General features: G+C 53.7%; 42 protein-coding genes. 36 read left to right on the top strand and 6 right to left on the bottom strand.

Going from position 1 to position 24272, the window contains the following annotated elements; all coding sequences use genetic code 11:
• Positions 1-48 precede the first annotated feature (48 nt).
• The 31 genes from rpsJ to AAIE04_RS10075 all read left to right on the top strand — a co-directional run bounded on the left by rpsJ (position 49) and on the right by AAIE04_RS10075 (position 14952).
• Positions 49-360 (top strand): 30S ribosomal protein S10, encoded by a 312-nt coding sequence (gene rpsJ, locus AAIE04_RS09925; RefSeq protein ID WP_001181005.1) that lies wholly within the window; start codon positions 49-51, stop codon positions 358-360.
• Between the two features lie 32 nt (positions 361-392).
• Positions 393-1022, top strand: coding sequence for a 50S ribosomal protein L3 (gene rplC, locus AAIE04_RS09930; RefSeq protein ID WP_015379265.1), 630 nt, complete (start codon positions 393-395; stop codon positions 1020-1022).
• Between the two features lie 10 nt (positions 1023-1032).
• Positions 1033-1638, top strand: coding sequence for a 50S ribosomal protein L4 (rplD, locus tag AAIE04_RS09935; RefSeq protein ID WP_004929779.1), 606 nt, complete (start codon positions 1033-1035; stop codon positions 1636-1638).
• Positions 1635-1937 carry a 50S ribosomal protein L23 gene (gene rplW, locus AAIE04_RS09940; protein WP_004951179.1) on the top strand — a complete coding sequence of 101 codons (303 nt, stop codon included), beginning with the start codon at positions 1635-1637 and terminating at the stop codon, positions 1935-1937. Before rplD ends, rplW begins: the two co-directional genes overlap by 4 nt.
• An 18-nt stretch (positions 1938-1955) precedes the next feature.
• Positions 1956-2780, top strand: coding sequence for a 50S ribosomal protein L2 (rplB, locus tag AAIE04_RS09945; protein ID WP_004929775.1), 825 nt, complete (start codon positions 1956-1958; stop codon positions 2778-2780).
• Positions 2781-2794: 14 nt separating this feature from the next.
• Positions 2795-3073, top strand: a complete 279-nt coding sequence (gene rpsS / locus AAIE04_RS09950; protein ID WP_004929772.1) for a 30S ribosomal protein S19 — start codon at positions 2795-2797, stop codon at positions 3071-3073.
• Positions 3074-3087: 14 nt separating this feature from the next.
• Entirely contained in the window at positions 3088-3420 is a 333-nt protein-coding gene (gene rplV / locus AAIE04_RS09955) for a 50S ribosomal protein L22 (protein WP_002223844.1), read from the top strand.
• 17 nt (positions 3421-3437) lie between these two features.
• Entirely contained in the window at positions 3438-4136 is a 699-nt protein-coding gene (gene rpsC, locus AAIE04_RS09960) for a 30S ribosomal protein S3 (protein ID WP_004929766.1), read from the top strand.
• Between the two features lie 12 nt (positions 4137-4148).
• On the top strand, positions 4149-4559 hold the full coding sequence (gene rplP / locus AAIE04_RS09965; protein WP_004929764.1) for a 50S ribosomal protein L16: 411 nt from the start codon (positions 4149-4151) through the stop codon (positions 4557-4559).
• Positions 4559-4750: a 50S ribosomal protein L29 gene (gene rpmC / locus AAIE04_RS09970; RefSeq protein ID WP_004929762.1), complete on the top strand. Its 192-nt coding sequence runs from the start codon at positions 4559-4561 to the stop codon at positions 4748-4750. Before rplP ends, rpmC begins: the two co-directional genes overlap by 1 nt.
• On the top strand, positions 4751-5005 hold the full coding sequence (rpsQ, locus tag AAIE04_RS09975; RefSeq protein WP_004929760.1) for a 30S ribosomal protein S17: 255 nt from the start codon (positions 4751-4753) through the stop codon (positions 5003-5005).
• 172 nt (positions 5006-5177) lie between these two features.
• Complete coding sequence (gene rplN / locus AAIE04_RS09980) at positions 5178-5549, top strand: 50S ribosomal protein L14 (RefSeq protein ID WP_000613954.1); 372 nt, start codon at positions 5178-5180, stop codon at positions 5547-5549.
• Positions 5550-5558: 9 nt separating this feature from the next.
• Entirely contained in the window at positions 5559-5873 is a 315-nt protein-coding gene (gene rplX, locus AAIE04_RS09985; protein ID WP_019456185.1) for a 50S ribosomal protein L24, read from the top strand.
• A 14-nt stretch (positions 5874-5887) separates the two neighbouring features.
• On the top strand, positions 5888-6427 hold the full coding sequence (gene rplE, locus AAIE04_RS09990) for a 50S ribosomal protein L5 (RefSeq protein ID WP_004929756.1): 540 nt from the start codon (positions 5888-5890) through the stop codon (positions 6425-6427).
• A 13-nt stretch (positions 6428-6440) separates the two neighbouring features.
• Positions 6441-6746 (top strand): 30S ribosomal protein S14, encoded by a 306-nt coding sequence (gene rpsN, locus AAIE04_RS09995; RefSeq protein WP_019456186.1) that lies wholly within the window; start codon positions 6441-6443, stop codon positions 6744-6746.
• 30 nt (positions 6747-6776) lie between these two features.
• Positions 6777-7169: a 30S ribosomal protein S8 gene (gene rpsH / locus AAIE04_RS10000; protein WP_004929753.1), complete on the top strand. Its 393-nt coding sequence runs from the start codon at positions 6777-6779 to the stop codon at positions 7167-7169.
• Between the two features lie 14 nt (positions 7170-7183).
• Entirely contained in the window at positions 7184-7717 is a 534-nt protein-coding gene (rplF, locus tag AAIE04_RS10005) for a 50S ribosomal protein L6 (RefSeq protein WP_004929751.1), read from the top strand.
• Between the two features lie 9 nt (positions 7718-7726).
• The gene (rplR, locus tag AAIE04_RS10010; protein ID WP_004929748.1) at positions 7727-8080 is read left to right on the top strand and encodes a 50S ribosomal protein L18; all 354 of its coding nucleotides are present in this window, start codon (positions 7727-7729) and stop codon (positions 8078-8080) included.
• A gap of 14 nt (positions 8081-8094) precedes the next feature.
• Complete coding sequence (gene rpsE / locus AAIE04_RS10015) at positions 8095-8595, top strand: 30S ribosomal protein S5 (RefSeq protein WP_004929747.1); 501 nt, start codon at positions 8095-8097, stop codon at positions 8593-8595.
• 6 nt (positions 8596-8601) lie between these two features.
• Positions 8602-8781 carry a 50S ribosomal protein L30 gene (rpmD, locus tag AAIE04_RS10020; protein WP_048232028.1) on the top strand — a complete coding sequence of 60 codons (180 nt, stop codon included), beginning with the start codon at positions 8602-8604 and terminating at the stop codon, positions 8779-8781.
• Positions 8782-8784: 3 nt separating this feature from the next.
• The gene (rplO, locus tag AAIE04_RS10025; RefSeq protein ID WP_004929742.1) at positions 8785-9219 is read left to right on the top strand and encodes a 50S ribosomal protein L15; all 435 of its coding nucleotides are present in this window, start codon (positions 8785-8787) and stop codon (positions 9217-9219) included.
• Between the two features lie 7 nt (positions 9220-9226).
• On the top strand, positions 9227-10558 hold the full coding sequence (gene secY, locus AAIE04_RS10030; protein ID WP_004929740.1) for a preprotein translocase subunit SecY: 1332 nt from the start codon (positions 9227-9229) through the stop codon (positions 10556-10558).
• A 33-nt stretch (positions 10559-10591) separates the two neighbouring features.
• Positions 10592-10708: a 50S ribosomal protein L36 gene (gene rpmJ / locus AAIE04_RS10035; RefSeq protein ID WP_002227352.1), complete on the top strand. Its 117-nt coding sequence runs from the start codon at positions 10592-10594 to the stop codon at positions 10706-10708.
• Between the two features lie 148 nt (positions 10709-10856).
• The gene (rpsM, locus tag AAIE04_RS10040; RefSeq protein WP_004929734.1) at positions 10857-11213 is read left to right on the top strand and encodes a 30S ribosomal protein S13; all 357 of its coding nucleotides are present in this window, start codon (positions 10857-10859) and stop codon (positions 11211-11213) included.
• Positions 11214-11229: 16 nt separating this feature from the next.
• On the top strand, positions 11230-11619 hold the full coding sequence (gene rpsK / locus AAIE04_RS10045) for a 30S ribosomal protein S11 (RefSeq protein WP_004929731.1): 390 nt from the start codon (positions 11230-11232) through the stop codon (positions 11617-11619).
• A gap of 30 nt (positions 11620-11649) precedes the next feature.
• The gene (gene rpsD, locus AAIE04_RS10050; protein ID WP_004929729.1) at positions 11650-12270 is read left to right on the top strand and encodes a 30S ribosomal protein S4; all 621 of its coding nucleotides are present in this window, start codon (positions 11650-11652) and stop codon (positions 12268-12270) included.
• Positions 12271-12295: 25 nt separating this feature from the next.
• Complete coding sequence (locus AAIE04_RS10055) at positions 12296-13285, top strand: DNA-directed RNA polymerase subunit alpha (protein WP_002919219.1); 990 nt, start codon at positions 12296-12298, stop codon at positions 13283-13285.
• Between the two features lie 40 nt (positions 13286-13325).
• Entirely contained in the window at positions 13326-13715 is a 390-nt protein-coding gene (rplQ, locus tag AAIE04_RS10060; protein ID WP_004929726.1) for a 50S ribosomal protein L17, read from the top strand.
• 149 nt (positions 13716-13864) lie between these two features.
• A complete protein-coding gene (locus AAIE04_RS10065) occupies positions 13865-14251 on the top strand; it encodes a DnaJ family domain-containing protein (RefSeq protein WP_498576862.1) in 387 nt (128 codons plus the stop codon).
• On the top strand, positions 14239-14670 hold the full coding sequence (gene zntR, locus AAIE04_RS10070; RefSeq protein WP_016930321.1) for a Zn(2+)-responsive transcriptional regulator: 432 nt from the start codon (positions 14239-14241) through the stop codon (positions 14668-14670). The genes AAIE04_RS10065 and zntR overlap by 13 nt, the downstream gene beginning before the upstream one ends.
• Before the next feature lie 75 nt (positions 14671-14745).
• Complete coding sequence (locus AAIE04_RS10075) at positions 14746-14952, top strand: alternative ribosome-rescue factor A (protein WP_004929720.1); 207 nt, start codon at positions 14746-14748, stop codon at positions 14950-14952.
• A 57-nt stretch (positions 14953-15009) separates the two neighbouring features.
• Here the strand turns inward: AAIE04_RS10075 and mscL are convergent, their stop codons facing one another.
• The 5 genes from mscL to def all read right to left on the bottom strand — a co-directional run bounded on the left by mscL (position 15010) and on the right by def (position 19829).
• A complete protein-coding gene (mscL, locus tag AAIE04_RS10080; protein WP_015379263.1) occupies positions 15010-15426 on the bottom strand; it encodes a large-conductance mechanosensitive channel protein MscL in 417 nt (138 codons plus the stop codon).
• A 137-nt stretch (positions 15427-15563) separates the two neighbouring features.
• The gene (gene trkA, locus AAIE04_RS10085; protein ID WP_004929716.1) at positions 15564-16940 is read right to left on the bottom strand and encodes a Trk system potassium transporter TrkA; all 1377 of its coding nucleotides are present in this window, start codon (positions 16938-16940) and stop codon (positions 15564-15566) included.
• 55 nt (positions 16941-16995) lie between these two features.
• A complete protein-coding gene (rsmB, locus tag AAIE04_RS10090) occupies positions 16996-18285 on the bottom strand; it encodes a 16S rRNA (cytosine(967)-C(5))-methyltransferase RsmB (protein WP_154747892.1) in 1290 nt (429 codons plus the stop codon).
• Between the two features lie 72 nt (positions 18286-18357).
• On the bottom strand, positions 18358-19302 hold the full coding sequence (gene fmt / locus AAIE04_RS10095; RefSeq protein WP_019456191.1) for a methionyl-tRNA formyltransferase: 945 nt from the start codon (positions 19300-19302) through the stop codon (positions 18358-18360).
• A gap of 17 nt (positions 19303-19319) precedes the next feature.
• Positions 19320-19829 (bottom strand): peptide deformylase, encoded by a 510-nt coding sequence (gene def / locus AAIE04_RS10100; RefSeq protein WP_015379260.1) that lies wholly within the window; start codon positions 19827-19829, stop codon positions 19320-19322.
• Positions 19830-19962: 133 nt separating this feature from the next.
• On the opposite strand from def, the gene dprA reads away from it, so the two are divergent.
• From dprA to aroE, 5 genes are read left to right on the top strand one after another with little or no spacing between them, the layout of a single operon-like run.
• Positions 19963-21084: a DNA-protecting protein DprA gene (gene dprA / locus AAIE04_RS10105; RefSeq protein WP_435981820.1), complete on the top strand. Its 1122-nt coding sequence runs from the start codon at positions 19963-19965 to the stop codon at positions 21082-21084.
• Complete coding sequence (smg, locus tag AAIE04_RS10110) at positions 21056-21529, top strand: DUF494 family protein Smg (RefSeq protein ID WP_025160381.1); 474 nt, start codon at positions 21056-21058, stop codon at positions 21527-21529. The genes dprA and smg overlap by 29 nt, the downstream gene beginning before the upstream one ends.
• Positions 21530-21554: 25 nt before the next feature.
• Positions 21555-22100: a DNA topoisomerase family protein gene (locus AAIE04_RS10115; protein WP_019456195.1), complete on the top strand. Its 546-nt coding sequence runs from the start codon at positions 21555-21557 to the stop codon at positions 22098-22100.
• 7 nt (positions 22101-22107) lie between these two features.
• Positions 22108-22677, top strand: a complete 570-nt coding sequence (tsaC, locus tag AAIE04_RS10120; RefSeq protein ID WP_019456196.1) for an L-threonylcarbamoyladenylate synthase type 1 TsaC — start codon at positions 22108-22110, stop codon at positions 22675-22677.
• A gap of 11 nt (positions 22678-22688) precedes the next feature.
• Entirely contained in the window at positions 22689-23507 is an 819-nt protein-coding gene (aroE, locus tag AAIE04_RS10125) for a shikimate dehydrogenase (RefSeq protein ID WP_025160382.1), read from the top strand.
• A 38-nt stretch (positions 23508-23545) separates the two neighbouring features.
• On the opposite strand, the gene AAIE04_RS10130 is transcribed toward aroE, so the two are convergent.
• Entirely contained in the window at positions 23546-24088 is a 543-nt protein-coding gene (locus tag AAIE04_RS10130; RefSeq protein WP_004929699.1) for a gamma carbonic anhydrase family protein, read from the bottom strand.
• Positions 24089-24272 lie beyond the last annotated feature (184 nt).

The following is a 24272-nucleotide window of genomic DNA, read 5'->3' on the forward strand; positions in this document are numbered from 1 at the left end:
TGTGAGGAGTAATTATTTACGTTTATAAATAATTGGAGCTCTGGTCTCATGCAGAACCAAAGAATCCGTATCCGCCTGAAAGCGTTTGATCATCGTCTGATCGATCAATCAACCGCGGAAATCGTCGAGACTGCAAAGCGCACTGGTGCGCAAGTCCGTGGTCCGATCCCGCTGCCAACTCGCAAAGAGCGCTTTACCGTTCTGATCTCTCCGCACGTCAACAAAGACGCGCGCGATCAGTACGAGATTCGCACTCACAAGCGTCTGGTTGACATCGTTGAGCCAACCGAGAAAACCGTTGATGCTCTGATGCGTCTGGATCTGGCTGCCGGTGTAGACGTGCAGATCAGCCTGGGTTAATCAGGTCATTGAGCGATTGAGAGGTTGAAACAATGATTGGTTTAGTCGGTAAAAAAGTGGGTATGACCCGTATCTTCACTGAAGATGGCGTTTCTATCCCAGTAACCGTAATTGAAATTGAAGCGAACCGCGTGACTCAGGTTAAAAGCCTGGACACCGACGGTTACCGTGCCGTTCAGGTTACCACTGGTAGCAAAAAAGCTAACCGTGTAACCAAGCCGGAAGCGGGCCATTTCGCTAAAGCTGGCGTTGAAGCTGGCCGTGGTCTGTGGGAATTCCGCCTTGAAGAAGGTCAAGAGTTCGCTGCAGGTCAGGAAATTAGCGTAGAAATCTTCGCTGACGTTAAAAAAGTCGATGTTACCGGTACTTCTAAAGGTAAAGGTTTTGCTGGCACTGTTAAGCGCTGGAACTTCCGTACCCAAGACGCTACCCACGGTAACTCCTTGTCTCACCGCGTTCCGGGTTCTATCGGTCAGAACCAGACTCCGGGCAAAGTGTTCAAAGGCAAGAAAATGGCTGGCCACCTGGGTGATGAGCGCGTAACCGTTCAGAGCCTGGACGTAGTACGTGTTGACGCTGAGCGCAACCTGCTGCTGGTTAAGGGTGCTGTACCGGGCGCAACCGGTGGCAACCTGATCGTTAAACCAGCTGTGAAGGCGTAAGGGGATAGCAATGGAATTAGTATTGAAAGACGCGCAAAGCGCGCTGACTGTTTCCGAAACTACCTTCGGTCGTGATTTCAACGAAGCGCTGGTACACCAGGTTGTTGTTGCTTATGCAGCAGGTGCCCGTCAAGGTACCCGTGCTCAGAAGACCCGTGCTGAAGTAACTGGTTCCGGCAAAAAGCCATGGCGTCAGAAAGGCACCGGCCGTGCGCGTTCAGGTTCTGTAAAGAGCCCGATCTGGCGTTCAGGCGGCGTGACCTTTGCTGCTAAGCCACAGGACCACAGTCAGAAAGTAAACAAAAAGATGTACCGCGGCGCGCTGAAAAGCATCCTGTCCGAGCTGGTACGTCAAGATCGTCTGATCGTTGTCGAGAAGTTCTCTGTAGAAGCGCCTAAAACTAAGCTGCTGGCACAGAAACTGAAAGATATGGCTCTGGAAGACGTGCTGATCGTGACCGGTGAACTGGATGAGAATCTGTTCCTGGCAGCTCGCAACCTGTACAAGGTTGACGTGCGCGATGTAGCAGGTATCGATCCGGTTAGCCTGATCGCCTTCGACAAAGTGGTTATGACTGCTGATGCTGTGAAGCAAGTTGAGGAGATGCTGGCATGATCCGTGAAGAACGTTTGCTGAAAGTGCTGCGTGCACCGCACGTATCTGAAAAAGCATCCGCTGCGATGGAAAAAAGCAACACCATCGTTCTCAAAGTTGCCAAAGACGCGACCAAAGCAGAAATCAAAGCTGCAGTGCAGAAACTGTTTGAAGTCGAAGTCGAAGACGTGAACACCCTGGTAGTTAAAGGGAAAGTGAAACGTCACGGTCAGCGTGTTGGTCGTCGTAGCGACTGGAAAAAAGCTTACGTCACCCTGAAAGAAGGCCAGAATCTGGACTTCATCGGCGGCGCAGAGTAAGTCGGAGGAGTAAGAACAATGGCAATTGTTAAATGTAAACCTACATCTCCGGGTCGTCGCCACGTTGTTAAAGTGGTTAACCCTGAGCTGCACAAGGGTAAACCTTATGCCCCGCTGCTGGAAAAACTGAGCAAAAGCGGTGGTCGTAACAACAATGGCCGTATCACCACCCGTCATATCGGTGGTGGCCACAAGCAACACTATCGTCTGGTTGACTTCAAGCGCAACAAAGACGGTATCCCTGCTGTGGTTGAGCGTCTGGAGTACGATCCGAACCGTTCCGCGAACATCGCGCTGGTTCTGTACAAAGACGGCGAACGCCGTTACATCCTGGCGCCGAAAGGCCTGAAAGCTGGTGACCAGATTCAATCTGGCGTTGATGCTGCAATCAAAGCGGGTAACACCCTGCCGATGCGCAACATTCCAGTTGGTTCAACGGTTCACAACGTAGAAATGAAACCAGGTAAAGGCGGCCAGATGGCTCGCTCCGCTGGTGCCTACGTTCAGATCGTTGCTCGTGATGGTTCCTACGTAACTCTGCGTCTGCGCTCCGGCGAAATGCGTAAAGTTCCAGCTGATTGCCGCGCCACCCTGGGTGAAGTCGGTAACGCTGAACACATGCTTCGCGTTCTGGGTAAAGCAGGTGCTGCACGTTGGCGTGGTGTTCGTCCTACCGTTCGCGGTACGGCGATGAACCCGGTAGATCACCCGCACGGTGGTGGTGAAGGTCGTAACTTTGGTAAGCACCCGGTAACTCCGTGGGGCGTTCAGACCAAAGGTAAGAAGACCCGTAGCAACAAGCGTACTGATAAGTTCATCGTACGTCGCCGTAGCAAAAAATAATTAGAGGATAAGCCATGCCACGTTCTCTCAAGAAAGGTCCTTTTATTGACCTGCACTTGCTGAAGAAGGTAGAGAAAGCGGTGGAAAGCGGTGACAAGAAGCCTTTGCGCACTTGGTCCCGTCGTTCAACGATCTTTCCTAACATGATCGGTTTGACCATCGCTGTCCATAATGGTCGTCAGCACGTACCAGTGTTCGTTTCCGATGAAATGGTCGGTCACAAACTGGGTGAATTCGCGCCGACTCGTACTTATCGCGGCCATGCGGCTGATAAAAAAGCTAAAAAGCGCTAAGGTAGGAGGAAGAGATGGAAACTATCGCTAAACATCGCCACGCTCGTTCTTCTGCTCAGAAGGTTCGCCTTGTTGCTGACCTGATTCGCGGTAAGAAAGTGTCGCAAGCTCTGGAAACTCTGACCTACACCAACAAGAAAGCTGCTGGTCTGGTTAAGAAAGTGCTGGAGTCTGCCATTGCTAACGCAGAACACAACGATGGCGCTGACATCGATGATCTGAAAGTTACGAAAATCTTCGTAGACGAAGGCCCAAGCATGAAGCGCATTATGCCGCGTGCAAAAGGTCGTGCAGATCGCATCCTGAAGCGCACCAGCCACATTACTGTGGTTGTGTCCGATCGCTGAGACTCTGGAGACTAGCAATGGGTCAGAAAGTACATCCTAATGGTATTCGCCTGGGTATTGTCAAACCTTGGAACTCTACTTGGTATGCGAATACCAAAGAATTCGCTGACAACCTGGACAGCGACTTTAAAGTTCGTCAATTCCTGACTAAGGAACTGTCGAAAGCTTCCGTTTCTCGCATCGTTATCGAGCGTCCTGCGAAGAGCATCCGTGTGACCATTCACACTGCTCGCCCAGGCATCGTTATCGGCAAGAAAGGTGAAGACGTCGAAAAACTGCGCAAGGTCGTAGCGGACATCGCTGGCGTTCCTGCACAGATCAACATCGCCGAAGTCCGTAAACCGGAACTCGACGCTAAATTGGTTGCTGACAGCATCACTTCTCAGCTGGAACGTCGCGTTATGTTCCGTCGTGCTATGAAGCGTGCTGTACAGAACGCAATGCGTCTTGGCGCTAAAGGTATCAAAGTTGAAGTAAGCGGCCGTCTTGGCGGCGCTGAAATCGCACGTACCGAATGGTACCGCGAAGGTCGTGTTCCATTGCACACTCTGCGTGCGGACATCGACTACAACACATCTGAAGCGCACACCACTTATGGTGTAATCGGCGTTAAGGTATGGATCTTCAAAGGTGAGATCCTGGGTGGTATGGCTGCAGTTGAACAACCGGAACCGGCTGCTCAACCTAAAAAGCAGCAGCGTAAAGGCCGCAAGTAAGGAGAGTCGCTGATGTTACAACCAAAGCGTACAAAATTCCGTAAGGTGCACAAGGGCCGCAACCGTGGTCTGGCGCAAGGTACGGATGTTAGCTTCGGCACTTTCGGTCTGAAAGCTGTTGGCCGTGGCCGTCTGACTGCTCGTCAAATCGAAGCAGCTCGTCGTGCAATGACTCGTGCAGTTAAGCGTCAAGGCAAGATCTGGATCCGTGTATTCCCGGACAAACCGATCACCGAGAAGCCGCTGGAAGTGCGTATGGGTAAAGGTAAGGGTAACGTGGAGTATTGGGTTGCCCTGATCCAGCCTGGTAAGGTCCTGTACGAAATGGACGGCGTGCCAGAAGAGGTTGCCCGCGAGGCATTCAAACTGGCAGCAGCGAAACTGCCGATCAAAACCACCTTTGTAACTAAGACGGTGATGTAATGAAAGCACAAGAGCTGCGTGAAAAAAGCGTTGAAGAGCTGAATGCCGAGCTGCTCAACCTGCTGCGTGAGCAATTCAACTTGCGCATGCAGGCGGCCAGTGGCCAGCTGCAACAAACTCACCTGTTGAAACAAGTGCGTCGTGACGTCGCACGCGTTAAGACTTTACTGACTCAAAAGGCGGGTGTGTAAATGACTGAAGTTATCCGTACCCTGCAGGGTCGTGTTGTTAGCGACAAAATGGAGAAATCCATCGTTGTTGCTATCGAGCGTACTGTGAAGCACCCGATCTACGGGAAATTCATCAAACGTACGACCAAGCTGCACGTACATGACGAGAACAACGAATGTGGTACCGGCGACGTGGTGGAAATCCGCGAATGCCGCCCACTGTCCAAGACTAAGTCCTGGACGTTGGTTCGCGTTGTAGAGAAAGCGATTCTGTAATAGAGTAGCTGGCTCTCACTTAATAAACGGCTCAGAAAATGAGCCGTTTATTTTTTCTACCCATACCAAGTAAGCGGTGTTATAATGCTGCGCCCTCGGTTATGGGGCTTTTCAACGGCCTAATTTTTACTTGGGTCTTTAAAGTAGTAGTTGACATTAGCGGAGCACTAAAATGATCCAAGAACAGACTATGCTGAACGTCGCCGACAACTCCGGTGCACGTCGCGTAATGTGTATCAAGGTTCTAGGTGGCTCGCACCGTCGCTACGCAGGCGTCGGCGACATCATCAAAATTACCATCAAGGAAGCAATTCCTCGCGGTAAGGTGAAGAAAGGCGATGTTCTGAAGGCGGTAGTGGTGCGCACCAAGAAGGGTGTACGTCGCCCGGACGGTTCTGTCATTCGCTTCGATGGCAATGCATGCGTTATTTTGAACAATAACAGCGAGCAGCCTATCGGTACGCGTATTTTTGGGCCGGTAACTCGTGAACTGCGTAATGAGAAGTTCATGAAAATTATCTCTCTGGCACCAGAAGTACTCTAAGGAGCGAACATGGCAGCGAAGATCCGTCGTGATGACGAAGTTATCGTGATTACCGGGAAAGACAAAGGTAAGCGCGGTAAAGTAAAAAATGTCCTGTCTGCTGGCAAGGTCATTGTTGAAGGCATCAACCTGGTTAAGAAACACCAGAAGCCGGTTCCGGCTCTGAACCAACCAGGCGGCATTGTTGAAAAAGAAGCTGCAATTCAGGTTTCTAACATTGCTATCTTCAACGCGGCTACCGGCAAGGCTGACCGTGTAGGCTTTAGATTCGAAGAGGGCAAAAAAGTCCGTTTCTTCAAATCTAACAGCGAAACTATCAAGTAATTTGGAGTAATACGATGGCGAAACTGCATGATTACTACAAAGACGAGGTAGTCAAACAACTGATGTCTCAGTTTGATTACAACTCTGTCATGCAAGTCCCTCGGGTCGAGAAGATCACCCTGAACATGGGTGTTGGTGAAGCGATTGCTGACAAGAAACTGCTGGATAACGCCGCAGCGGACCTGGCAGCCATCTCCGGTCAAAAACCGTTGATCACCAAAGCCCGCAAATCTGTTGCAGGCTTCAAAATCCGTCAGGGCTATCCGATCGGCTGTAAAGTAACTCTGCGTGGCGAACGCATGTGGGAGTTCTTTGAGCGTCTGATCTCCATTGCTGTTCCACGTATCCGTGACTTCCGTGGCCTGTCCGCCAAGTCATTCGATGGCCGTGGCAACTACAGCATGGGCGTGCGTGAGCAAATCATCTTCCCAGAAATCGACTACGACAAAGTCGATCGCGTTCGTGGTTTGGATATTACCATTACCACTACTGCGAAATCTGATGATGAAGGCCGCGCGCTGCTGGCTGCTTTTAACTTCCCGTTCCGCAAGTAAGGCAGGGTTACTGATGGCTAAGCAATCAATGAAAGCACGCGAAGTCAAGCGCGTGAAATTAGCTGACAAGTTCTTTGCAAAACGCGTTGAACTGAAAGCTATTATCTCTGATGTGAACGCGTCCGATGAAGATCGTTGGGATGCCGTTCTCAAGCTGCAAACTCTGCCGCGTGATTCCAGCCCGTCTCGTCAGCGTAAACGCTGCCGCCAAACTGGCCGTCCACATGGTTATGTGGGCAAATTCGGGTTGAGCCGTATTAAGCTTCGTGAAGCCGCTATGCGCGGTGAAGTACCAGGCTTGAAAAAGGCTAGCTGGTAATTACCAATTGAATCACGGGAGTAAAGACAGATGAGCATGCAAGATCCGATCGCGGATATGCTGACCCGTATCCGTAACGGTCAAGCCGCGAACAAAGTTGCGGTCACCATGCCTTCCTCCAAGCTGAAAGTGGCAATTGCCAACGTGCTGAAGGAAGAAGGTTTTATTGAAGATTTCAAAATCGAAGGCGACGCCAAGCCTGTTCTGGAACTGGTACTGAAGTACTTCCAGGGCAAAGCTGTGGTAGAAAGCATTCAACGTATCAGCCGTCCAGGTCTGCGCATCTACAAGAAAAAAGATGAGCTGCCAAAAGTTATGGCCGGTTTGGGTATCGCTGTTGTTTCTACCTCTAAAGGTGTTATGACCGATCGTGCAGCTCGCCAGGCTGGTCTGGGTGGCGAGATTATCTGCTACGTAGCTTAATTCGGGAGGAAAGAATGTCTCGTGTTGCAAAAGCACCCGTCGTCATTCCTGCCGGCGTAGAGGTAAAACTCAACGGTCAGGTTATTTCGATTAAGGGTAAAAACGGCGAGTTGACTCGTACTATCCACGACGCCGTTGAAGTGAAGCAAGAAGCTAACGCACTGACTTTCGCTCCGCGCGAAGGTTTTGCTAACGCATGGGCTCAAGCGGGTACCACGCGCGCTCTGCTGAACGCAATGGTTGTTGGTGTTACCGAAGGCTTCACCAAAAAGCTTCAACTGGTAGGTGTTGGTTATCGTGCTGCCGTTAAAGGCAACGTGGTGAATTTGGCCCTGGGCTTCTCTCACCCTATCGATCACCAGCTGCCGGCAGGTATCACTGCTGAATGCCCAAGCCAAACTGAAATCGTGCTGAAAGGCGCTGATAAGCAGGTAATTGGCCAGGTAGCAGCAGATCTGCGCGCTTACCGTCGTCCTGAGCCTTACAAAGGCAAGGGTGTTCGTTACGCCGACGAAGTCGTGCGTACCAAAGAGGCTAAGAAGAAGTAAGGTAACACTATGGATAAGAAATCTGCTCGTATCCGTCGTGCGACCCGCGCACGCCGCAAGCTCCAAGAGCTGGGTGCAACCCGCCTGGTGGTACATCGTACCCCGCGTCACATTTACGCACAGGTGATTGCTCCAAACGGTTCTGAAGTACTGGTAGCCGCTTCTACTTTAGAAAAAGCTATCGCGGAGCAACTGAAGTATTCCGGTAACAAAGACGCAGCAGCAGCCGTAGGTAAAGCTCTGGCTGAGCGCGCGTTGGAAAAAGGGATTGCGAAAGTTTCCTTTGACCGTTCCGGTTTCCAATATCATGGTCGAGTCCAGGCACTGGCAGATGCTGCCCGTGAAGCTGGCCTTCAGTTCTAAGGAAGAGGTTTAAGATGGCTCACATCGAAAAACAAGCTGGCGAACTGCAGGAAAAGCTGATCGCGGTAAACCGCGTATCTAAAACCGTAAAAGGTGGCCGTATTTTCAGCTTTACCGCACTGACTGTAGTTGGTGATGGTAACGGTCGCGTTGGTTTTGGCTACGGCAAAGCACGCGAAGTTCCAGCAGCGATCCAGAAAGCGATGGAAAAAGCCCGTCGCAACATGATGAACGTCGCGCTGAACAGCGGCACCCTGCAGCACCCTGTTAAGGGCGCTCACACGGGTTCTCGCGTGTTCATGCAGCCTGCTCATGAAGGTACCGGTATCATCGCGGGTGGTGCAATGCGCGCCGTTCTCGAAGTTGCTGGGGTGCACAACGTATTGGCTAAAGCTTATGGTTCCACCAACCCGATCAACGTGGTTCGTGCAACTATCGACGCTCTGGCGAATATGAAGTCTCCTGAAATGGTCGCTGCTAAGCGTGGTAAATCCGTTGCCGACATTCTGGGGTAATTGACCATGGCTAAGACTATTAAAGTTACACAAACTCGCAGCTCAATTGGCCGTCTGCCGAAGCATAAAGCTACTCTGCTCGGTCTGGGTCTGCGTCGTATTGGTCACACCGTAGAGCGCGAGGATACTCCTGCTGTTCGCGGTATGGTCAACCTGGTTTCCTACATGGTTAAAGTTGAGGAGTAACAGATGCGTTTAAATACTCTGTCTCCGGCTGAAGGTGCCAAGCATGCGCCTAAGCGTGTAGGTCGTGGTATTGGTTCTGGCCTGGGTAAAACCGGCGGCCGTGGTCACAAAGGTCAGAAGTCTCGTTCTGGCGGTGGCGTACGTCGTGGTTTCGAAGGTGGTCAGATGCCTCTGTACCGTCGTCTGCCGAAATTCGGCTTCACTTCACGCAAAGCGATGATCACGGCAGAAGTTCGTCTGTCTGAACTGGCTCTGGTTGAAGGCGATGTTATCGACCTGAACGCGCTGAAAGCCGCTAACGTAGTTGGTGTCCAGATCGAATTCGCGAAAGTTGTACTTTCTGGCGAAGTCGCTCGTCCGGTAACCCTGCGTGGTCTGCGTGTCACCAAAGGCGCTCGTGCTGCTATCGAGGCTGCTGGCGGTAAAATTGAGGAATAAGTAGCAGATGGCTAAGCAACCAGGATTAGATTTTCAAAGTGCTAAAGGCGGGCTCGGCGAGCTGAAGCGCAGACTTTTGTTTGTCATCGGCGCGCTGATTGTCTTCCGCATCGGCTCTTTCATTCCGATTCCTGGTATCGATGCCACTGTGCTTGCCAAATTGCTTGAGCAGCAGAGAGGCACTATCATTGAAATGTTTAACATGTTCTCTGGTGGTGCCCTCAGCCGTGCTTCTATCTTTGCTCTGGGGATCATGCCGTATATCTCGGCGTCGATCATTATCCAGCTGCTGACGGTGGTTCATCCAGCGTTGGCGGAAATCAAGAAAGAAGGGGAGGCTGGCCGTCGCAAGATTAGCCAGTACACCCGTTACGGTACGCTGGTATTGGCCATATTCCAGTCGATCGGTATTGCTACCGGTCTGCCGAATATGCCTGGTATGCAGGGCCTGGTGTTAAACCCAGGCTTTGCATTCTACTTTACTGCGGTTGTGAGCCTGGTAACCGGGACAATGTTCCTGATGTGGCTGGGTGAGCAGATTACTGAGCGCGGTATCGGCAACGGTATCTCGATCATTATCTTCGCGGGTATTGTAGCGGGGCTCCCGCCGGCAGTGGCCCATACTATTGAGCAAGCGCGGCAAGGCGACCTGCACTTCCTCCTGCTGCTGTTGGTTGCAGTATTGGTGTTTGCAGTAACCTTCTTCGTTGTTTTCATCGAGCGTGGTCAACGTCGTATCGTCGTTAACTATGCGAAGCGTCAACAAGGTCGTCGTGTTTATGCAGCACAGAGTACACACTTACCGTTGAAAGTGAACATGGCGGGTGTTATCCCGGCGATTTTCGCTTCCAGCATTATTCTGTTCCCGGCCACGATTGCATCATGGTTTGGGGGCGGTACCGGTTGGAACTGGCTGACTACGATTTCGCTGTATTTGCAGCCAGGGCAACCGCTTTATGTGTTACTCTATGCGTCTGCAATCATCTTCTTCTGTTTCTTCTACACGGCGTTGGTTTTCAACCCGCGTGAGACAGCAGATAACCTGAAGAAGTCCGGTGCCTTCGTACCAGGAATTCGTCCGGGAGAGCAAACGGCGAAGTATATCGATAAAGTAATGACGCGTTTAACCCTGGTGGGCGCGATGTACATTACTTTCATCTGCCTGATCCCGGAGTTCATGCGTGATGCAATGAAAGTACCATTCTACTTTGGTGGTACCTCGCTACTGATCGTGGTTGTCGTCATCATGGACTTTATGGCTCAAGTGCAAACTCTGATGATGTCAAGTCAGTACGAGTCTGCATTGAAGAAAGCAAATCTGAAAGGCTATAACCGCTAGTCAGATTCGTTTGAGAAGTTACGGAGAGTAAAAATGAAAGTTCGTGCTTCCGTCAAGAAATTATGTCGTAACTGCAAAATCGTTAAGCGTAACGGTGTCGTTCGTGTGATTTGCAGCGCCGAGCCGAAGCATAAACAGCGTCAAGGCTGATTATCTCGCATATTTTTCTTGCAAAGTTGGGTTGAGCTGGCTAGATTAGCCAGCCAATCTTTTGTATGTCGCACTGCAACATTATTTGAGTATCCTGAAAACGGGCTTTTCAGAATGGTGTTGCTGTATAAAATAGTAGGAGTGCATAGTGGCCCGTATAGCAGGCATTAACATTCCTGATCATAAACATACCGTTATCGCCTTAACGTCGATCTTCGGTATCGGTAAAACCCGTTCACAGGCTATCTGTGCATCTACGGGTATTGCTGAAAATGTTAAGATCAGTGAGCTGTCTGAAGAGCAAATCGAAAAGCTTCGTGATGCAGTTGCCAAATACACCGTTGAGGGTGATTTGCGTCGTGAAATTACCCTGAGCATCAAGCGTCTTATGGACCTTGGTTGCTATCGTGGTTTGCGTCATCGTCGTGGTCTGCCGGTACGCGGTCAGCGCACCAAGACCAACGCTCGTACCCGTAAGGGTCCGCGCAAGCCGATCAAGAAATAATCGGGGTTATTGAATAATGGCAAAGGCACCTGTTCGTACACGTAAGCGTGTAAGAAAGCAAGTCTCTGACGGCGTGGCTCATATCCATGCTTCTTTCAACAACACCATCGTTACCATCACTGATCGTCAGGGTAATGCTTTGGGTTGGGCAACAGCCGGTGGTTCCGGTTTCCGTGGTTCTCGTAAGTCCACTCCGTTCGCAGCACAGGTTGCAGCAGAACGTTGTGCTGACGCAGTGAAAGAATACGGTATCAAGAACCTGGAAGTTATGGTTAAAGGACCTGGTCCTGGTCGTGAGTCTACTATCCGCGCTCTGAACGCGGCTGGTTTCCGCATCACTAACATTACTGATGTGACTCCGATCCCTCATAACGGTTGTCGTCCGCCGAAAAAGCGCCGCGTGTAACGCAGCTTTTAGGATTGTTGGAGAAAGAAAATGGCAAGATATTTGGGTCCTAAGCTCAAGCTGAGCCGTCGTGAGGGCACAGACCTGTTCCTTAAGTCTGGCGTTCGCGCGATCGATTCCAAGTGTAAAATTGAACAAGCACCTGGTCAGCACGGTGCGCGTAAACCGCGTCTGTCTGATTACGGTGTTCAGTTGCGTGAGAAGCAGAAAGTTCGTCGTATGTACGGCATTCTGGAGCGTCAATTCCGCAACTATTACAAAGAAGCAACCCGCCTGAAGGGCAACACCGGTGAAAACCTGTTGCAGCTGCTGGAAGGTCGTCTGGACAACGTTGTTTACCGTATGGGCTTCGGCGCTACTCGTGCAGAGTCACGTCAGCTGGTTAGCCACAAAGCAGTTATGGTAAACGGTCGCGTTGTTAACATCGCTTCTTATCAGGTATCTCCGAATGACGTAGTCAGCATCCGCGAGAAAGCTAAAAAGCAGTCTCGTGTTAAAGCTTCTCTGGAGCTGGCTGAGCAGCGTGAAAAGCCGACTTGGCTGGAAGTTGATGCTGCTAAGATGGAAGGCGTGTTCAAGCGTATGCCTGAACGTACCGATCTGTCTGCGGACATTAACGAACACCTGATCGTCGAGCTTTACTCCAAGTAAAGCTTAGTACCAAAGAGAGGACACAATGCAGGGTTCTGTGACAGAGTTTCTAAAACCGCGCCTGGTAGATATCGAGCAAGTCAGTTCGACGCACGCCAAGGTGACCCTTGAGCCTTTAGAGCGTGGCTTTGGCCATACTCTTGGCAACGCACTGCGCCGTATTCTGCTTTCATCTATGCCGGGTTGCGCGGTGACCGAGGTTGAGATTGATGGTGTACTGCATGAGTACAGCACCAAAGAAGGCGTACAGGAAGATATCCTGGAGATCCTGCTCAACCTGAAAGGGCTGGCGGTGAGAGTTCAAGGCAAAGACGAAGTTATTCTTACCCTGAATAAATCTGGCATTGGCCCTGTGACCGCTGCCGACATCACCCATGATGGTGATGTCGAAATCGTCAAGCCTCAGCACGTGATTTGCCACCTGACTGATGAGAACGCGGCTATCAGCATGCGTATCAAAGTTCAGCGCGGTCGCGGTTATGTGCCGGCTTCTGCCCGAATTCATTCGGAAGAAGATGAGCGCCCAATCGGTCGTCTGTTGGTTGACGCCTGCTACAGCCCTGTAGAGCGTATCGCCTACAATGTTGAAGCTGCGCGTGTAGAACAGCGTACTGACTTGGATAAGCTGGTCATCGAGATGGAGACCAATGGCACGATCGATCCTGAAGAGGCGATCCGCCGTGCGGCCACCATTCTGGCTGAACAACTTGAAGCTTTCGTTGACCTGCGTGATGTACGTCAGCCGGAAGTTAAAGAAGAGAAACCAGAGTTCGATCCGATCTTGCTGCGCCCTGTTGACGATCTGGAATTGACTGTCCGCTCTGCTAACTGCCTCAAGGCAGAAGCTATCCACTACATCGGTGATCTGGTACAGCGTACCGAGGTTGAGTTGCTGAAAACGCCAAACCTGGGTAAAAAATCTCTTACCGAGATTAAAGACGTGCTGGCCTCACGTGGTCTGTCTCTGGGCATGCGCCTGGAAAACTGGCCGCCGGCAAGCATTGCTGACGAGTAACCGGATCACAGGTTAAGGTTTTACTGAGAAGGATAAGGTCATGCGCCATCGTAAGAGTGGTCGTCAACTGAACCGTAACAGCAGCCATCGCCAGGCTATGTTCCGTAACATGGCCGGCTCTTTGGTTCGTCATGAGATCATCAAGACGACCCTGCCAAAAGCAAAAGAGCTGCGTCGCGTTGTTGAGCCGCTGATTACTCTTGCCAAGACCGACAGCGTAGCTAATCGTCGTCTGGCATTCGCCCGTACTCGTGATAACGAGATCGTGGCAAAACTGTTTAACGAGCTGGGCCCGCGTTTCGCGAGCCGTGCCGGTGGTTACACTCGCATTCTGAAGTGTGGCTTCCGCGCAGGCGACAACGCGCCGATGGCATACATCGAGCTGGTTGATCGTGCTGAGTCTCAAGCAGAAGTGGCAACTGCAGAGTAATCTGTAGACGCGTAAAAAAACCGGGCTTGCCCGGTTTTTTTACGTCCAAATCCAGACAAATGTGCGCAATTTCCCCTGCTGTGCTTAAGATCCCCGCCCCTATCCGCTATGCTAAGGCTTATTCATTAGGCTAACCGAGGCTGTCTGTCATGGGATTGCTCGATCAATGGGCGGAACGTCATATCCTTGATGCCCAGGATAAAGGTGAGTTCGACAACCTGCCCGGCCAGGGGCAGCCGCTGGCGCTGGAAGATGACAGCGCGGTGCCGCCCGAGCTACGCGCCGGTTACCGTTTGCTGAAAAATGCCGGTTACCTGCCGCCGGCGCTGGAAGATCGCAAGGAGGCATTAACCGTTGCTCGCTTACTGCAAGAGATTAATAGCGAACATCCGGACTATGTCGATCTCAGCAAGCGCATGGCACTGCTGGAACATCGATTGCGCCAGGCTGGGATGAGCACGGATTTCTTGCATGGCGAATATCAGCACGCACTGGACGGCAAATTCACCCGAGAGGAGAAGTCATGTTCAAGATAGGTCAGTTGGCCAAGCTCGCCGAAGTGACGCCGGATACCGTGCGTTACTATGAAAAGCAGGGCATGATGGATCACAATGTCCGCACCGAAGGCGGTTATCGGCTGTATACGGAGCAGGACCTGCAGCGGCTGCGTTTTATTCGCTATGCCAAACAGTTGGGCTTTACTCTGGAAACGATCGCCGAACTGCTGTCGATCCGGGTTGATCCTGAACACCATACCTGCCAGGAATCGAAGTCGATCGTCGATGCTCGCCTGAGCGAAGTGGAAAGCAAGTTGGCGGAGCTGACCCGCATGCGCGAATCGTTGAAACGCTTGAGTGACGCCTGCTGCGGCACTGCCCATACCAGCAACTATTGTTCTATTCTGGAAGCCCTGGAGCAGGGCGCCAGCGATGATAAAGGCAAAAAAGGTTGCTGACGGCACTTTAATTTTTATATTGCCGGCAGTATTATCGGCTCGTTTTATTACCCTACCTTTTACAGGAGCATTACCATGACGAAATATCGTCACACTAAAGGCCAGATTCAAGATAACGCCATTGAGGCGCTGCTGCATGACCCGTTATTCCGCCAACGAGTGGAAAAGAATGTGAAAGGCAAAGGCAGCTATCGGCGTAAAGAAAAACACAACAAAGGCGGTAACTGGGAGGCCAGTGGCAAACTATCAAACGATAATTTACCACTGGCCTTCTGGTTTTAAGGCATTAAAAAAGCCACCGATGAAGGTGGCTTTTTATTGGCGTAACCTAATGCTGTTTTACAGCTTTGGCTGCTGTTGCTGGCTCAGCAAATCACGGATTTCCGTCAGCAGTTTCTCTTCTGCGGTTGGTTCTGGCGGCGCTGCCGGCGCTTCTTCCTGCTTGCGGCGCATCTTGTTCATCAGTTTAATCGCCAGGAAGATAGCAAAGGCGACAATCACAAAGTCAAATACGGTCTGGATGAATGAACCATAGTTCATTACCACCGCCGGTACGGCGCCCTGAGCTTCACGTAACACCAGATGGAACTGTTTAAAATCGACGCCGCCAATCAGTAAGCCCAACGGTGGCATGATGATATCGGCCACGAAGGACGAAACAATCTTGCCGAATGCAGCACCGATAATCACACCGACGGCCAGATCGACCACGTTGCCGCGCATGGCAAATTCGCGAAACTCTTTCAACATACTCATAGAACGCACCCCTTGCAGAATTAATAACTCAAGTTTAACAAAGCAATTTCCCTTTGCCACAAATGGCGAGAAGTTTTATCTCCTCCCAAGGCAGAGAACAACTACGCAATTATAGACCATCGCCTAATAAATTCGTTCTACAAGAAGAACGGACTCGGTTGGAACAAGCGTTCAACGTCCGGCACGAATTTCTTGTCGGTAATAAACATGATGACGTGATCGCCCTGTTCGATTTTGCTGTTGCCGTTGGCGATGATCACGTCGTCGCCTCGCACGATAGCGCCGATGGTGGTACCCGGCGGCAGCTTGATGTCTTCGACGATGCGGCCGACCACTTTGGAGGTGCTTTCGTCGCCGTGAGCAATCGCTTCGATCGCTTCAGCTACGCCGCGGCGCAGCGACGAAACGCTGACGATATCCGCTTTGCGCACGTGTCCCAGCAGGGCGGAGATGGTTGCCTGCTGGGGAGAAATGGCGATATCGATCACGCTGCCTTGCACCAGATCGACATAGGCACGGCGCTGGATCAATACCATCACCTTCTTGGCGCCCATGCGCTTGGCCAGCATGGCCGACATGATGTTGGCCTCATCGTCGTTAGTGATGGCGATGAAGACGTCCACCTGCTCGACGTGCTCTTCGGCCAGCAGCTCCTGATCCGAAGCATCGCCGTAGAACACGATGGTATCGTGCAGCTGTTCGGCCAGTTCGGCGGCGCGTTGCTGATTGCGCTCGATCAGTTTGACGTTGTAGTCTTTTTCCAGCTTGGCGGCCAGGCCGGCGCCGACGTTGCCGCCGCCGACGATCATGATGCGCTTATAGGGTTTTTCCAGCCGTTGCAGTTCGCTCATTACCGCGCGGATGTGCTGTGAGGCGGCGACGAAGAACACTTCATCGCCGGCTTCGATAATGGTCGAGCCCTGCGGTCGGATCGGACGATCCTGGCGGAATATGGCGGCGACGCGGGTATCGATATGCGGCATGTGTTCGCGCATCGAAGAGAGCGCATTGCCGACCAGCGGGCCGCCGTAATAGGCTTTAACCGCGGCGATGCTGACCTTGCCTTCAGCGAAGTTGACCACCTGCAGGGCGCCAGGGTATTCGATCAGCTTGTAGATATAGTCGATGACTAGCTGCTCCGGCGAAATCAGATGATCGATCGGCACCGCTTCCGGCAGGAACAGTTTCTCCGACTCGCGGATATATTCCGGCGCGCGGATGCGGGCGATGCGGTTAGGGGTATTAAACAGAGAATAGGCGATCTGGCAGGCGATCATGTTGGTTTCGTCGGAGTTGGTGACCGCGACCAGCATGTCGGCGTCTTCTGCGCCGGCTTCGCGCAGCACCCGAGGGTGGGAACCATGTCCCTGAACCACCCGCAAATCGAATTTATCCTGTAGTTGGCGCAAGCGGCCGGAATCGGTATCGACGACGGTGATATCGTTGTTTTCACCCACCAGGTTTTCCGCCAGCGTCCCGCCAACCTGACCGGCACCAAGAATAATTATTTTCATCGTGTTCTCTGATTCACACTGAAAGACTTAGGGCGCGCACGCACGCCCTGAAGAATTACATTTTAATCAGCTTAGCGTAAAAGAAGCCATCGCCATCCTCGGGATGCGGGATATTCTGTCGCCCTGGCCGCTGTGCATCGCCGGTTTTAACCAGCTTGGCATCGGCGTGGCGCTGCAAGAACGCGGCAATCTGGCTGCTGTTTTCATCCGGCAGGATAGAGCAGGTTGCGTAAACCATCACGCCACCTGATTTCAGATGCGGCCAGACGGCTTCCAGGATTTCGGCCTGCAGTGCGGCGAGCTCGGCGATGTCGCGATCGCGGCGCAGCCATTTGATATCGGGGTGACGGCGGATCACGCCGGTGGCGGAGCAAGGTGCGTCCAGAAGGATACGGTCGAACTGCTTGTCACCGCACCATTGTTGCGGAGTGCGGCCATCACCCAGTTTAACCTCCGCGTGCAAACGCAGGCGTTGCAGGTTTTCTTTCACCCGCGCCAGACGTTGCTCGTCGATATCGACGGCCATCACGTGCGCTTTCGGCGCCGCTTCCAGGATATGCGTGGTTTTACCGCCAGGTGCGGCGCACAAATCGAGGATCTGCTCGCCGTCTTGCGGATCCAACAGATCGACACAGCCCTGGGCCGAGGCATCTTGTACGGTGACCCAGCCTTCGGTGAACCCAGGCAGATCGGTCACGGCGCAAGGCGCCAGCAAACGCACCGCGTCCGCATAGTCTGCATGAGGCTCTGCGGCGATGCCGGCGTCGGTCAGCAACTGCAGATAAGCTTCGCGGGTGTGGTGCAGGCGGTTGACGCGTAGCCACATCGGCGGCTTCTGGTTATTCGCGTCGACGATCTGTTCCCAGTTGGCGGGATAAGCCTGTTGAATGCGTTTCAGTAACCAGCTGGGATGCAGATAGCGGCTGTCATTATTGGCGGCGCGTTGCAGCAGCTCTTCCTGCTGGCGTTGAAATTGGCGCAAAACGCCATTAATCAGGCCTTTTAACTGCGGGCGTTTCAGCGCTACCGCACCTTCCACGGTTTCCGCCAGCACGGCGTGCGCCGGGATGCGGGTATACAGCAGCTGGTACAAGCCGACCATCAACAAATAGTGTAGCGTGCGCTGCTTGCCGGTCAGTGGCTTGGCCATCAATTGTTGAATGCACCATTCGAGCTGCGGTAGCACTCGTAACGTGCCGAAGCACAGTTCCTGCAGCAACCCGCGATCTTTGTCGCTGATGGAGGTTTGCAGCGCTGGCAGGACAGTGCTGAGCGACTGCCCTTGATCCAGCACCTGGCCGATGGCTTTGGCAGCGATGCTGCGGAGATTGTAATTATTTTTCATAGGCTAAAGCTGATAACGATCGGCATTAAGAAAATAACGGCCCGGCGATGAACGGCCGGGCAGTGGGGTGGCTTACAGCCGGTTGCCCGGGGTAAACCATTCACGACGTGAATTTAACAGGTCCTGCGCCGACATCGGTTTCTTACCGGCGGGCTGCAGCTGGATCAGATTGAGGATGCCGTCGACGGTCGCCACCTGAATGCCGTGCTTGTCGGCATGGATAACGGTGCCCGGTTCTGCGTTGGCGCTTTCTGCCAGCACGCTGGCCTGCCACACTTTCACCGGTTGCTCGTCGATGATGAAGTAGCTGACGGGCCAAGGGTTGAAGGCGCGGATGCAGCGCTCCAACTGGGCGGCGGACAGGGTCCAGTCCAGGCGAGCTTCTTCTTTGCTCAGCTTCTCGGCGTAGGTGACCAGCGATTCGTCCTGTACCTCGCGGGTGGCGCTGCCGTCGGCCATTTGGCGCAGCGTCGTCAACATGCCCTGCGGGCCGAGCTGAGCCAGCTTGTCGTAGAGGCTGGCGCTGGTGTCGCTGCTCTCAATCGGGCAGGCGATCTTGTGCATCATGTCGCCGGTATCGAGGCCGACATCCATCTGCATGATGGTCACGCCGGTTTCGCTGTCGCCGGCCCAGAGTGAACGCTGGATCGGCGCCGCGCCGCGCCAGCGAGGCAGCAGCGAACCGTGTACGTTGATGCAGCCCAGGCGCGGCATATCCAACACCGCTTGTGGCAGGATCAGCCCGTAAGCGACCACCACCATCACGTCGGCGTTGAGATCGGCCACCAGGCGCTGGTTCTCTTCGGGACGTAATGACTTGGGCTGGAATACCGGCAGTTGGTGTTGTTCGGCCAGCGCTTTGACCGGGCTTGGCGTCAGCTTGTTGCCGCGGCCTGCCGGGCGGTCGGGCTGGGTAAATACGCCGACAATCTGGTGCTCAGATGACAACAGCGCGTCAAGATGACGCGCTGCGAAGTCTGGTGTTCCGGCGAAAATAATCCGTAAAGAATCAGACACGTTGATTTCCTGATCGGTTAGGCGCGGGCTTGAAGCTTGGCCATTTTTTCCAGTTTCTGACGAATACGCTGGCGCTTGAGCGGCGACAGGTAATCGACGAACAGCTTGCCCATCAGGTGATCCATCTCGTGCTGGATGCAGATCGCCAGCAGATCGTCCGCTTCCAGCTCGAAAGGTTTGCCTTCGCGATCTAGCGCGCGGATCTTCACCTGCGCGGCGCGCGGCACTAACGCACGCTGCTCTGGAATGGAAAGACAGCCTTCCTCGATGCCGGTTTCGCCGCTTTTTTCCAGCAGCTCCGGGTTGATCAGCACCAGGCGCTGATCGCGATTCTCGGAGACGTCGATCACGATAATGCGCTGATGGATATCCACCTGAGTCGCAGCCAGGCCAATGCCTTCCTCTGCGTACATGGTTTCAAACATATCATCCACGATGCGCTGGATATCTGCATTGACTTCTTTTACCGGCGCTGCGACTTTGCGCAGACGCTCGTCTGGGAAATGTAATACCTGCAAGACTGACATATATCTTTAGATCTGTATCCGAGTAATGAACGAGGTTTAACCTCTATTCTAGACATTTCCCGACCTGATTGACAGCATTGCGCACCAATTGCTCAGATTGGTAATACCACCGTTTTTGCTGAGGGAACAGACGATGCGGCTGGAAGAGATCGCTTTACGGATGCGGGGGGTTACGGGGCTACAGACCCCGACGGCCAGTCGGATCGTGCAGCAGTTATCGCAAATGGGGGGCGAACCCAATCGCGCGCTGCGTGAACTGGGATTGAACGAACGGCAGCGGGCACAGTTCAACCGGGCGGATCCCGGCTATCTTACGGCTACCTTGCATTGGTTGGAAAAGCCGGCGCACCGCATAGTGAACTATGGGGCGCTCGGTTATCCCGATCGCCTGGCCCAGATCGACGATGCGCCGCTGTTTTTGCTGATCGAGGGCGATCCGCAGGCGCTGTTGCAACCGCAGCTCGCCATGGTCGGCAGTCGGCAGTTCAGCCATTACGGCGAGCGATGGGCGAACCATTTCGCCGCTGAGTTGGCGCGCTGCGGTTTCGCCATCACCAGCGGTCTGGCGATTGGCATCGACGGGATTTGCCATCGCGCGGCGTTGGCGGCCGGCGGCTGTACTGTCGCGGTGTTGGGTAGCGGGCTGGCCAATATCTATCCGCGCCGGCACCGTCGGCTTGCGGAACAGATAGTCGAACAAGGCGGCGCCGTGGTTTCAGATCATTTAGTCACCGACTTGCCTCTGGCCGACCATTTTCCGCGCCGCAATCGTATTATCAGCGGGCTGAGCCTGGGCGTTCTGGTTATAGAAGCCTCGCTGCGCAGCGGTACCCTGGTGACTGCTCGCTATGCGTTGGAACAGGGGCGTGAGGTGTTCGCTCTGCCAGGGCCATTAGGGAACCCGATGAGCGAGGGCACGCATTGGCTCATCCAACAGGGCGCGCATCTGGTCACCGGGCCGAAAGATATCGCCGAATTGCTGGAAAGCGGTCTTCAATGGCTGCCGCTGAACGAAAATACAACTATTTGTGCGTCACAGGCTGAAGTTGAATTGCCATTTGCCGATGTGTTGGCTAACGTAGGAGATGAGGTGACACCTGTTGACGTCGTCGCTGAACGTGCCGGCCAACCTGTGCCAGTGGTGGTAATCAAGTTACTCGAGCTGGAGTTAGCAGGGTGGATCGCAGCTGTACCCGGCGGCTATGTCCGAATAAGGAGGGCAAGCCATGTTCGACGTACTCATGTACTTGTTTGAAACTTATATCCACAATGAACCAGAGATGCGCGTCGATCAGGATCAACTGACTGATGATCTCGCTCAGGCGGGGTTTCATCGGGATGATATCTACAACGCGTTGAATTGGCTTGAGAAGTTGGCTGACCTGCAAGAAGGTCAGAATGCCCCTTACTTTATGGATGCCGATCCGCTGGCGATGCGGATTTACACCGAAGAGGAAGGTGCGCGTTTGGACGCCGGCTGCCGTGGTTTTCTCCTGTTCCTGGAACAGATTCAGGTATTGAACCTCGAAACCCGTGAAATGGTTATCGACCGCGTTATGGCTTTGGATAATGCGGAATTCGATCTCGAAGATCTGAAATGGGTCGTGTTGATGGTGCTGTTTAATATCCCCGGATATGAAAGCGCCTATCAGCAAATGGAAGAACTGTTGTTTGAAGTGAACGAAGGTTATCTGCATTGAGCCGATAACGCGCATAGAAGACGTTATGACAAAAAACGCGATTTTTGCCGCCAGGCAAAATGAACCCTGTCCGGAATGCGGGGCCGAGCTGGTGATCCGTAGCGGTCGCCACGGCCCCTTCCTCGGTTGTTCCCAGTACCCTGAATGCCAATATATTCGGCCGCTGAAAGCACAGGCCGATGGGCATATCGTTAAGGTGTTGGATGGGCAACAGTGCCCGAAGTGTCAGGCGACGTTGGTGCTGCGCCAGGGGCGCTACGGCATGTTTATCGGTTGCAGCGATTATCCGCAGTGCGATCACACTGAAGTGATCGACAAGCCTGACGAAACCGCCATTACCTGTCCGCAGTGCGGGCAAGGCAAGCTGTTGCAGCGTAAGTCGCGCTACGGCAAGGTTTTTCATTCCTGCGATCGTTACCCGGAATGCCAGTTCGCCCTCAATGTTAAACCCGTCGCCGGTGAATGCGCCTACTGCCATTACCCGTTGCTGATGGAAAAGCGCACGGCAAAGGGCCCCGTCCTGTGCTGTGCCAGCAAGCTGTGCGGCAAACCCGTCGCGACTACAGAATAATCACATCATGAACTCAGAATTAAGCCCGAACCTTTTATCTATCATCGATGCTTTGCATCAACAGCAGGTTATTGCCTATCCCACCGAAGCGGTATTCGGCCTGGGTTGCGATCCCGACAGTGAACAGGCGGTCAATGCGCTGCTGGCGTTGAAACAGCGGCCGTGGGAAAAGGGGCTGATTCTGATCGCCGCCGACTATGCACAGCTTAAGCCATATATCGATGACAGTGCGCTCAGCGAACAGCAGCGCGCGACGATGTTTGCCAGCTGGCCAGGGCCGGTAACCTGGGTGTTGCCCGCTCGGCCGGAGACGCCACGTTTGCTGACCGGGCGTTTCAGCTCATTGGCGGTGCGCGTCAGCGATCATCCGTTGGTGCAGCAGCTGTGTCGGCAGTACGGCAAGCCGCTCGTGTCGACCAGCGCCAATCTCAGCGGGCTGGAGCCGTGCCGCAGTGCGGATGAAGTCACGCGGCAATTCGGCGACGCTTTCCCGGTATTGGCCGGTGAGGTGGGCGGCCGTCTTAATCCTTCCGAAATCAGAGATGCACTGACCGGCGAACAGATCCGTCAGGGCTAGAGGTAATGGGCATGGAGAAGTTTGCGGTATTTGGCAACCCTATTGGCCACAGCAAGTCGCCGCGAATTCATGCGCTGTTTGCTGCTCAGACCGGCATTGAGCATCCTTATGGCGCGGTGTTGGCGCCGCTGGACGGTTTTGAAACCAGCTTGCAGGCGTTTATCCGCGCCGGAGGGCTGGGGGCGAACGTCACGGTGCCCTTCAAGGAGCGTGCTTATGAGCTCGCCTCCGAGCTGAGTGAGCGCGCGGCGATGGCCGGAGCGGTCAACACCCTGAAGGTATTGCCGAATGGCGAACTGCTGGGGGACAACACCGACGGCATCGGTTTGTTGACCGATCTGCAGCGCCAGCAATTGATTCGGCCGCAGGATCGCATTCTGCTGGTGGGCGCCGGCGGTGCGGCACGCGGCGTGATCCTGCCGCTGCTGTCTTTCGGCTGCCGGCTCACCATCACCAATCGTACCTTCAGCCGGGCCCAGGAATTGGCCGACGCTTTCCGGCATCTGGGGGAGATCTCGGCGGCGCCGATGGATCAACTGGATCAGCAAGCGTTCGATCTGGTGATCAATGCGACGGCGTCCGGCATCAGCGGGGAGATCCCGGCGTTGCCTGCAGGCGTGGTGAACGCGCAAACCCGTTGCTATGACATGTTCTATCAGCAAGGCATTACGCCATTTCTGGCCTGGGCGCAGCTGCAGGGCGCAACGGAATACGCCGATGGGCTGGGTATGCTGGTGGGGCAGGCGGCGCATGCTTTCTTGCTGTGGCACGGCGTGATGCCAGAGATAGAACCGGTCTTGCGCCAGCTGCGCAGCGAGCTGGCGGCATAAATCCTACCCCGTTCTCTTTATAGGGAACGGGGCGCCCATCAGATATCTTCCGACAGGTATTCGTCTTTCCAGCGTACATAGTTGTTAGAAGAATAAAGCAATCCCTCCAACTCGGCGGCGGTCAGCGGCCGAACCTGGCGTGCCGGGCTACCCATATAAAGATAGCCGCTCGCCAGACGCTTGCCCGGCGCCACCAAACTGCCGGCGCCAATCATTACGTCGTCTTCTACGACTACACCGTCCAACAGGATCGATCCCATCCCGACCAGCACCCGGTTGCCGATGGCGCAGCCGTGCAGCATCGCTTTATGGCCCACGGTAACGTCTTCGCCAATTAACAGGGGATAACCATCGGGGTTATGTTCGGAGCGGTGAGTCACATGCAGCACGCTGCCATCCTGAATATTGCTGCGTGCACCGATCTTTACCGCATTGACGTCGCCGCGGATAGCGACCAGCGGCCAGATGCTGACGTCATCCGCCAGATCGACGTCGCCGATCACGACGCTGGAAGGATCGATCAGCACGCGCTGACCGAGTTTGGGGGTGTATTGAAGATAAGAACGTACTGCATCGGACATAGTGCTGCCTCACGTCGGGATCATATTTACCGGCAATACTAGACTCTGGCGATGGAATTACAACCAACGGCAGCGCCGGATCCTGCGGAAAATGGCCCTGATCGCACAAGATCCACTCGGAAGGGCTGAAAAGTGTGCAAACAGAAAGAAAAGATCAAAAAAGGGGTTGTGCAAAAAACTCGGA

This window comes from Serratia sp. Ae19-1 (assembly GCF_059801225.1).

Bases quoted from the DNA above. Each gene is read 5' to 3' on its own strand.
- rpsC (WP_004929766.1), top strand. From the start codon at position 3,438: ATGGGTCAGAAAGTACATCCTAATGGTATTCGCCTGGGTATTGTCAAA.
- aroE (WP_025160382.1), top strand. From the start codon at position 22,689: ATGGAGAAGTTTGCGGTATTTGGCAACCCTATTGGCCACAGCAAGTCG.
- rplR (WP_004929748.1), top strand. From the start codon at position 7,727: ATGGATAAGAAATCTGCTCGTATCCGTCGTGCGACCCGCGCACGCCGC.
- secY (WP_004929740.1), top strand. From the start codon at position 9,227: ATGGCTAAGCAACCAGGATTAGATTTTCAAAGTGCTAAAGGCGGGCTC.
- rpmD (WP_048232028.1), top strand. From the start codon at position 8,602: ATGGCTAAGACTATTAAAGTTACACAAACTCGCAGCTCAATTGGCCGT.
- AAIE04_RS10115 (WP_019456195.1), top strand. From the start codon at position 21,555: ATGACAAAAAACGCGATTTTTGCCGCCAGGCAAAATGAACCCTGTCCG.
- rplX (WP_019456185.1), top strand. From the start codon at position 5,559: ATGGCAGCGAAGATCCGTCGTGATGACGAAGTTATCGTGATTACCGGG.
- rplP (WP_004929764.1), top strand. From the start codon at position 4,149: ATGTTACAACCAAAGCGTACAAAATTCCGTAAGGTGCACAAGGGCCGC.
- rplE (WP_004929756.1), top strand. From the start codon at position 5,888: ATGGCGAAACTGCATGATTACTACAAAGACGAGGTAGTCAAACAACTG.
- rsmB (WP_154747892.1), bottom strand. From the start codon at position 18,285: ATGAAAAATAATTACAATCTCCGCAGCATCGCTGCCAAAGCCATCGGC.
- AAIE04_RS10065 (WP_498576862.1), top strand. From the start codon at position 13,865: ATGGGATTGCTCGATCAATGGGCGGAACGTCATATCCTTGATGCCCAG.
- AAIE04_RS10075 (WP_004929720.1), top strand. From the start codon at position 14,746: ATGACGAAATATCGTCACACTAAAGGCCAGATTCAAGATAACGCCATT.
- rpsH (WP_004929753.1), top strand. From the start codon at position 6,777: ATGAGCATGCAAGATCCGATCGCGGATATGCTGACCCGTATCCGTAAC.
- rpsJ (WP_001181005.1), top strand. From the start codon at position 49: ATGCAGAACCAAAGAATCCGTATCCGCCTGAAAGCGTTTGATCATCGT.
- rpsQ (WP_004929760.1), top strand. From the start codon at position 4,751: ATGACTGAAGTTATCCGTACCCTGCAGGGTCGTGTTGTTAGCGACAAA.
- rplQ (WP_004929726.1), top strand. From the start codon at position 13,326: ATGCGCCATCGTAAGAGTGGTCGTCAACTGAACCGTAACAGCAGCCAT.
- dprA (WP_435981820.1), top strand. From the start codon at position 19,963: ATGCGGCTGGAAGAGATCGCTTTACGGATGCGGGGGGTTACGGGGCTA.
- rplF (WP_004929751.1), top strand. From the start codon at position 7,184: ATGTCTCGTGTTGCAAAAGCACCCGTCGTCATTCCTGCCGGCGTAGAG.
- tsaC (WP_019456196.1), top strand. From the start codon at position 22,108: ATGAACTCAGAATTAAGCCCGAACCTTTTATCTATCATCGATGCTTTG.
- trkA (WP_004929716.1), bottom strand. From the start codon at position 16,940: ATGAAAATAATTATTCTTGGTGCCGGTCAGGTTGGCGGGACGCTGGCG.
- zntR (WP_016930321.1), top strand. From the start codon at position 14,239: ATGTTCAAGATAGGTCAGTTGGCCAAGCTCGCCGAAGTGACGCCGGAT.
- AAIE04_RS10130 (WP_004929699.1), bottom strand. From the start codon at position 24,088: ATGTCCGATGCAGTACGTTCTTATCTTCAATACACCCCCAAACTCGGT.
- rpmC (WP_004929762.1), top strand. From the start codon at position 4,559: ATGAAAGCACAAGAGCTGCGTGAAAAAAGCGTTGAAGAGCTGAATGCC.
- rpsD (WP_004929729.1), top strand. From the start codon at position 11,650: ATGGCAAGATATTTGGGTCCTAAGCTCAAGCTGAGCCGTCGTGAGGGC.
- rplV (WP_002223844.1), top strand. From the start codon at position 3,088: ATGGAAACTATCGCTAAACATCGCCACGCTCGTTCTTCTGCTCAGAAG.
- mscL (WP_015379263.1), bottom strand. From the start codon at position 15,426: ATGAGTATGTTGAAAGAGTTTCGCGAATTTGCCATGCGCGGCAACGTG.
- rplO (WP_004929742.1), top strand. From the start codon at position 8,785: ATGCGTTTAAATACTCTGTCTCCGGCTGAAGGTGCCAAGCATGCGCCT.
- rpmJ (WP_002227352.1), top strand. From the start codon at position 10,592: ATGAAAGTTCGTGCTTCCGTCAAGAAATTATGTCGTAACTGCAAAATC.
- rpsE (WP_004929747.1), top strand. From the start codon at position 8,095: ATGGCTCACATCGAAAAACAAGCTGGCGAACTGCAGGAAAAGCTGATC.
- rplC (WP_015379265.1), top strand. From the start codon at position 393: ATGATTGGTTTAGTCGGTAAAAAAGTGGGTATGACCCGTATCTTCACT.
- rplD (WP_004929779.1), top strand. From the start codon at position 1,033: ATGGAATTAGTATTGAAAGACGCGCAAAGCGCGCTGACTGTTTCCGAA.
- smg (WP_025160381.1), top strand. From the start codon at position 21,056: ATGTTCGACGTACTCATGTACTTGTTTGAAACTTATATCCACAATGAA.
- rpsS (WP_004929772.1), top strand. From the start codon at position 2,795: ATGCCACGTTCTCTCAAGAAAGGTCCTTTTATTGACCTGCACTTGCTG.
- rpsK (WP_004929731.1), top strand. From the start codon at position 11,230: ATGGCAAAGGCACCTGTTCGTACACGTAAGCGTGTAAGAAAGCAAGTC.
- rplN (WP_000613954.1), top strand. From the start codon at position 5,178: ATGATCCAAGAACAGACTATGCTGAACGTCGCCGACAACTCCGGTGCA.
- def (WP_015379260.1), bottom strand. From the start codon at position 19,829: ATGTCAGTCTTGCAGGTATTACATTTCCCAGACGAGCGTCTGCGCAAA.
- rplW (WP_004951179.1), top strand. From the start codon at position 1,635: ATGATCCGTGAAGAACGTTTGCTGAAAGTGCTGCGTGCACCGCACGTA.
- rpsN (WP_019456186.1), top strand. From the start codon at position 6,441: ATGGCTAAGCAATCAATGAAAGCACGCGAAGTCAAGCGCGTGAAATTA.
- AAIE04_RS10055 (WP_002919219.1), top strand. From the start codon at position 12,296: ATGCAGGGTTCTGTGACAGAGTTTCTAAAACCGCGCCTGGTAGATATC.
- rplB (WP_004929775.1), top strand. From the start codon at position 1,956: ATGGCAATTGTTAAATGTAAACCTACATCTCCGGGTCGTCGCCACGTT.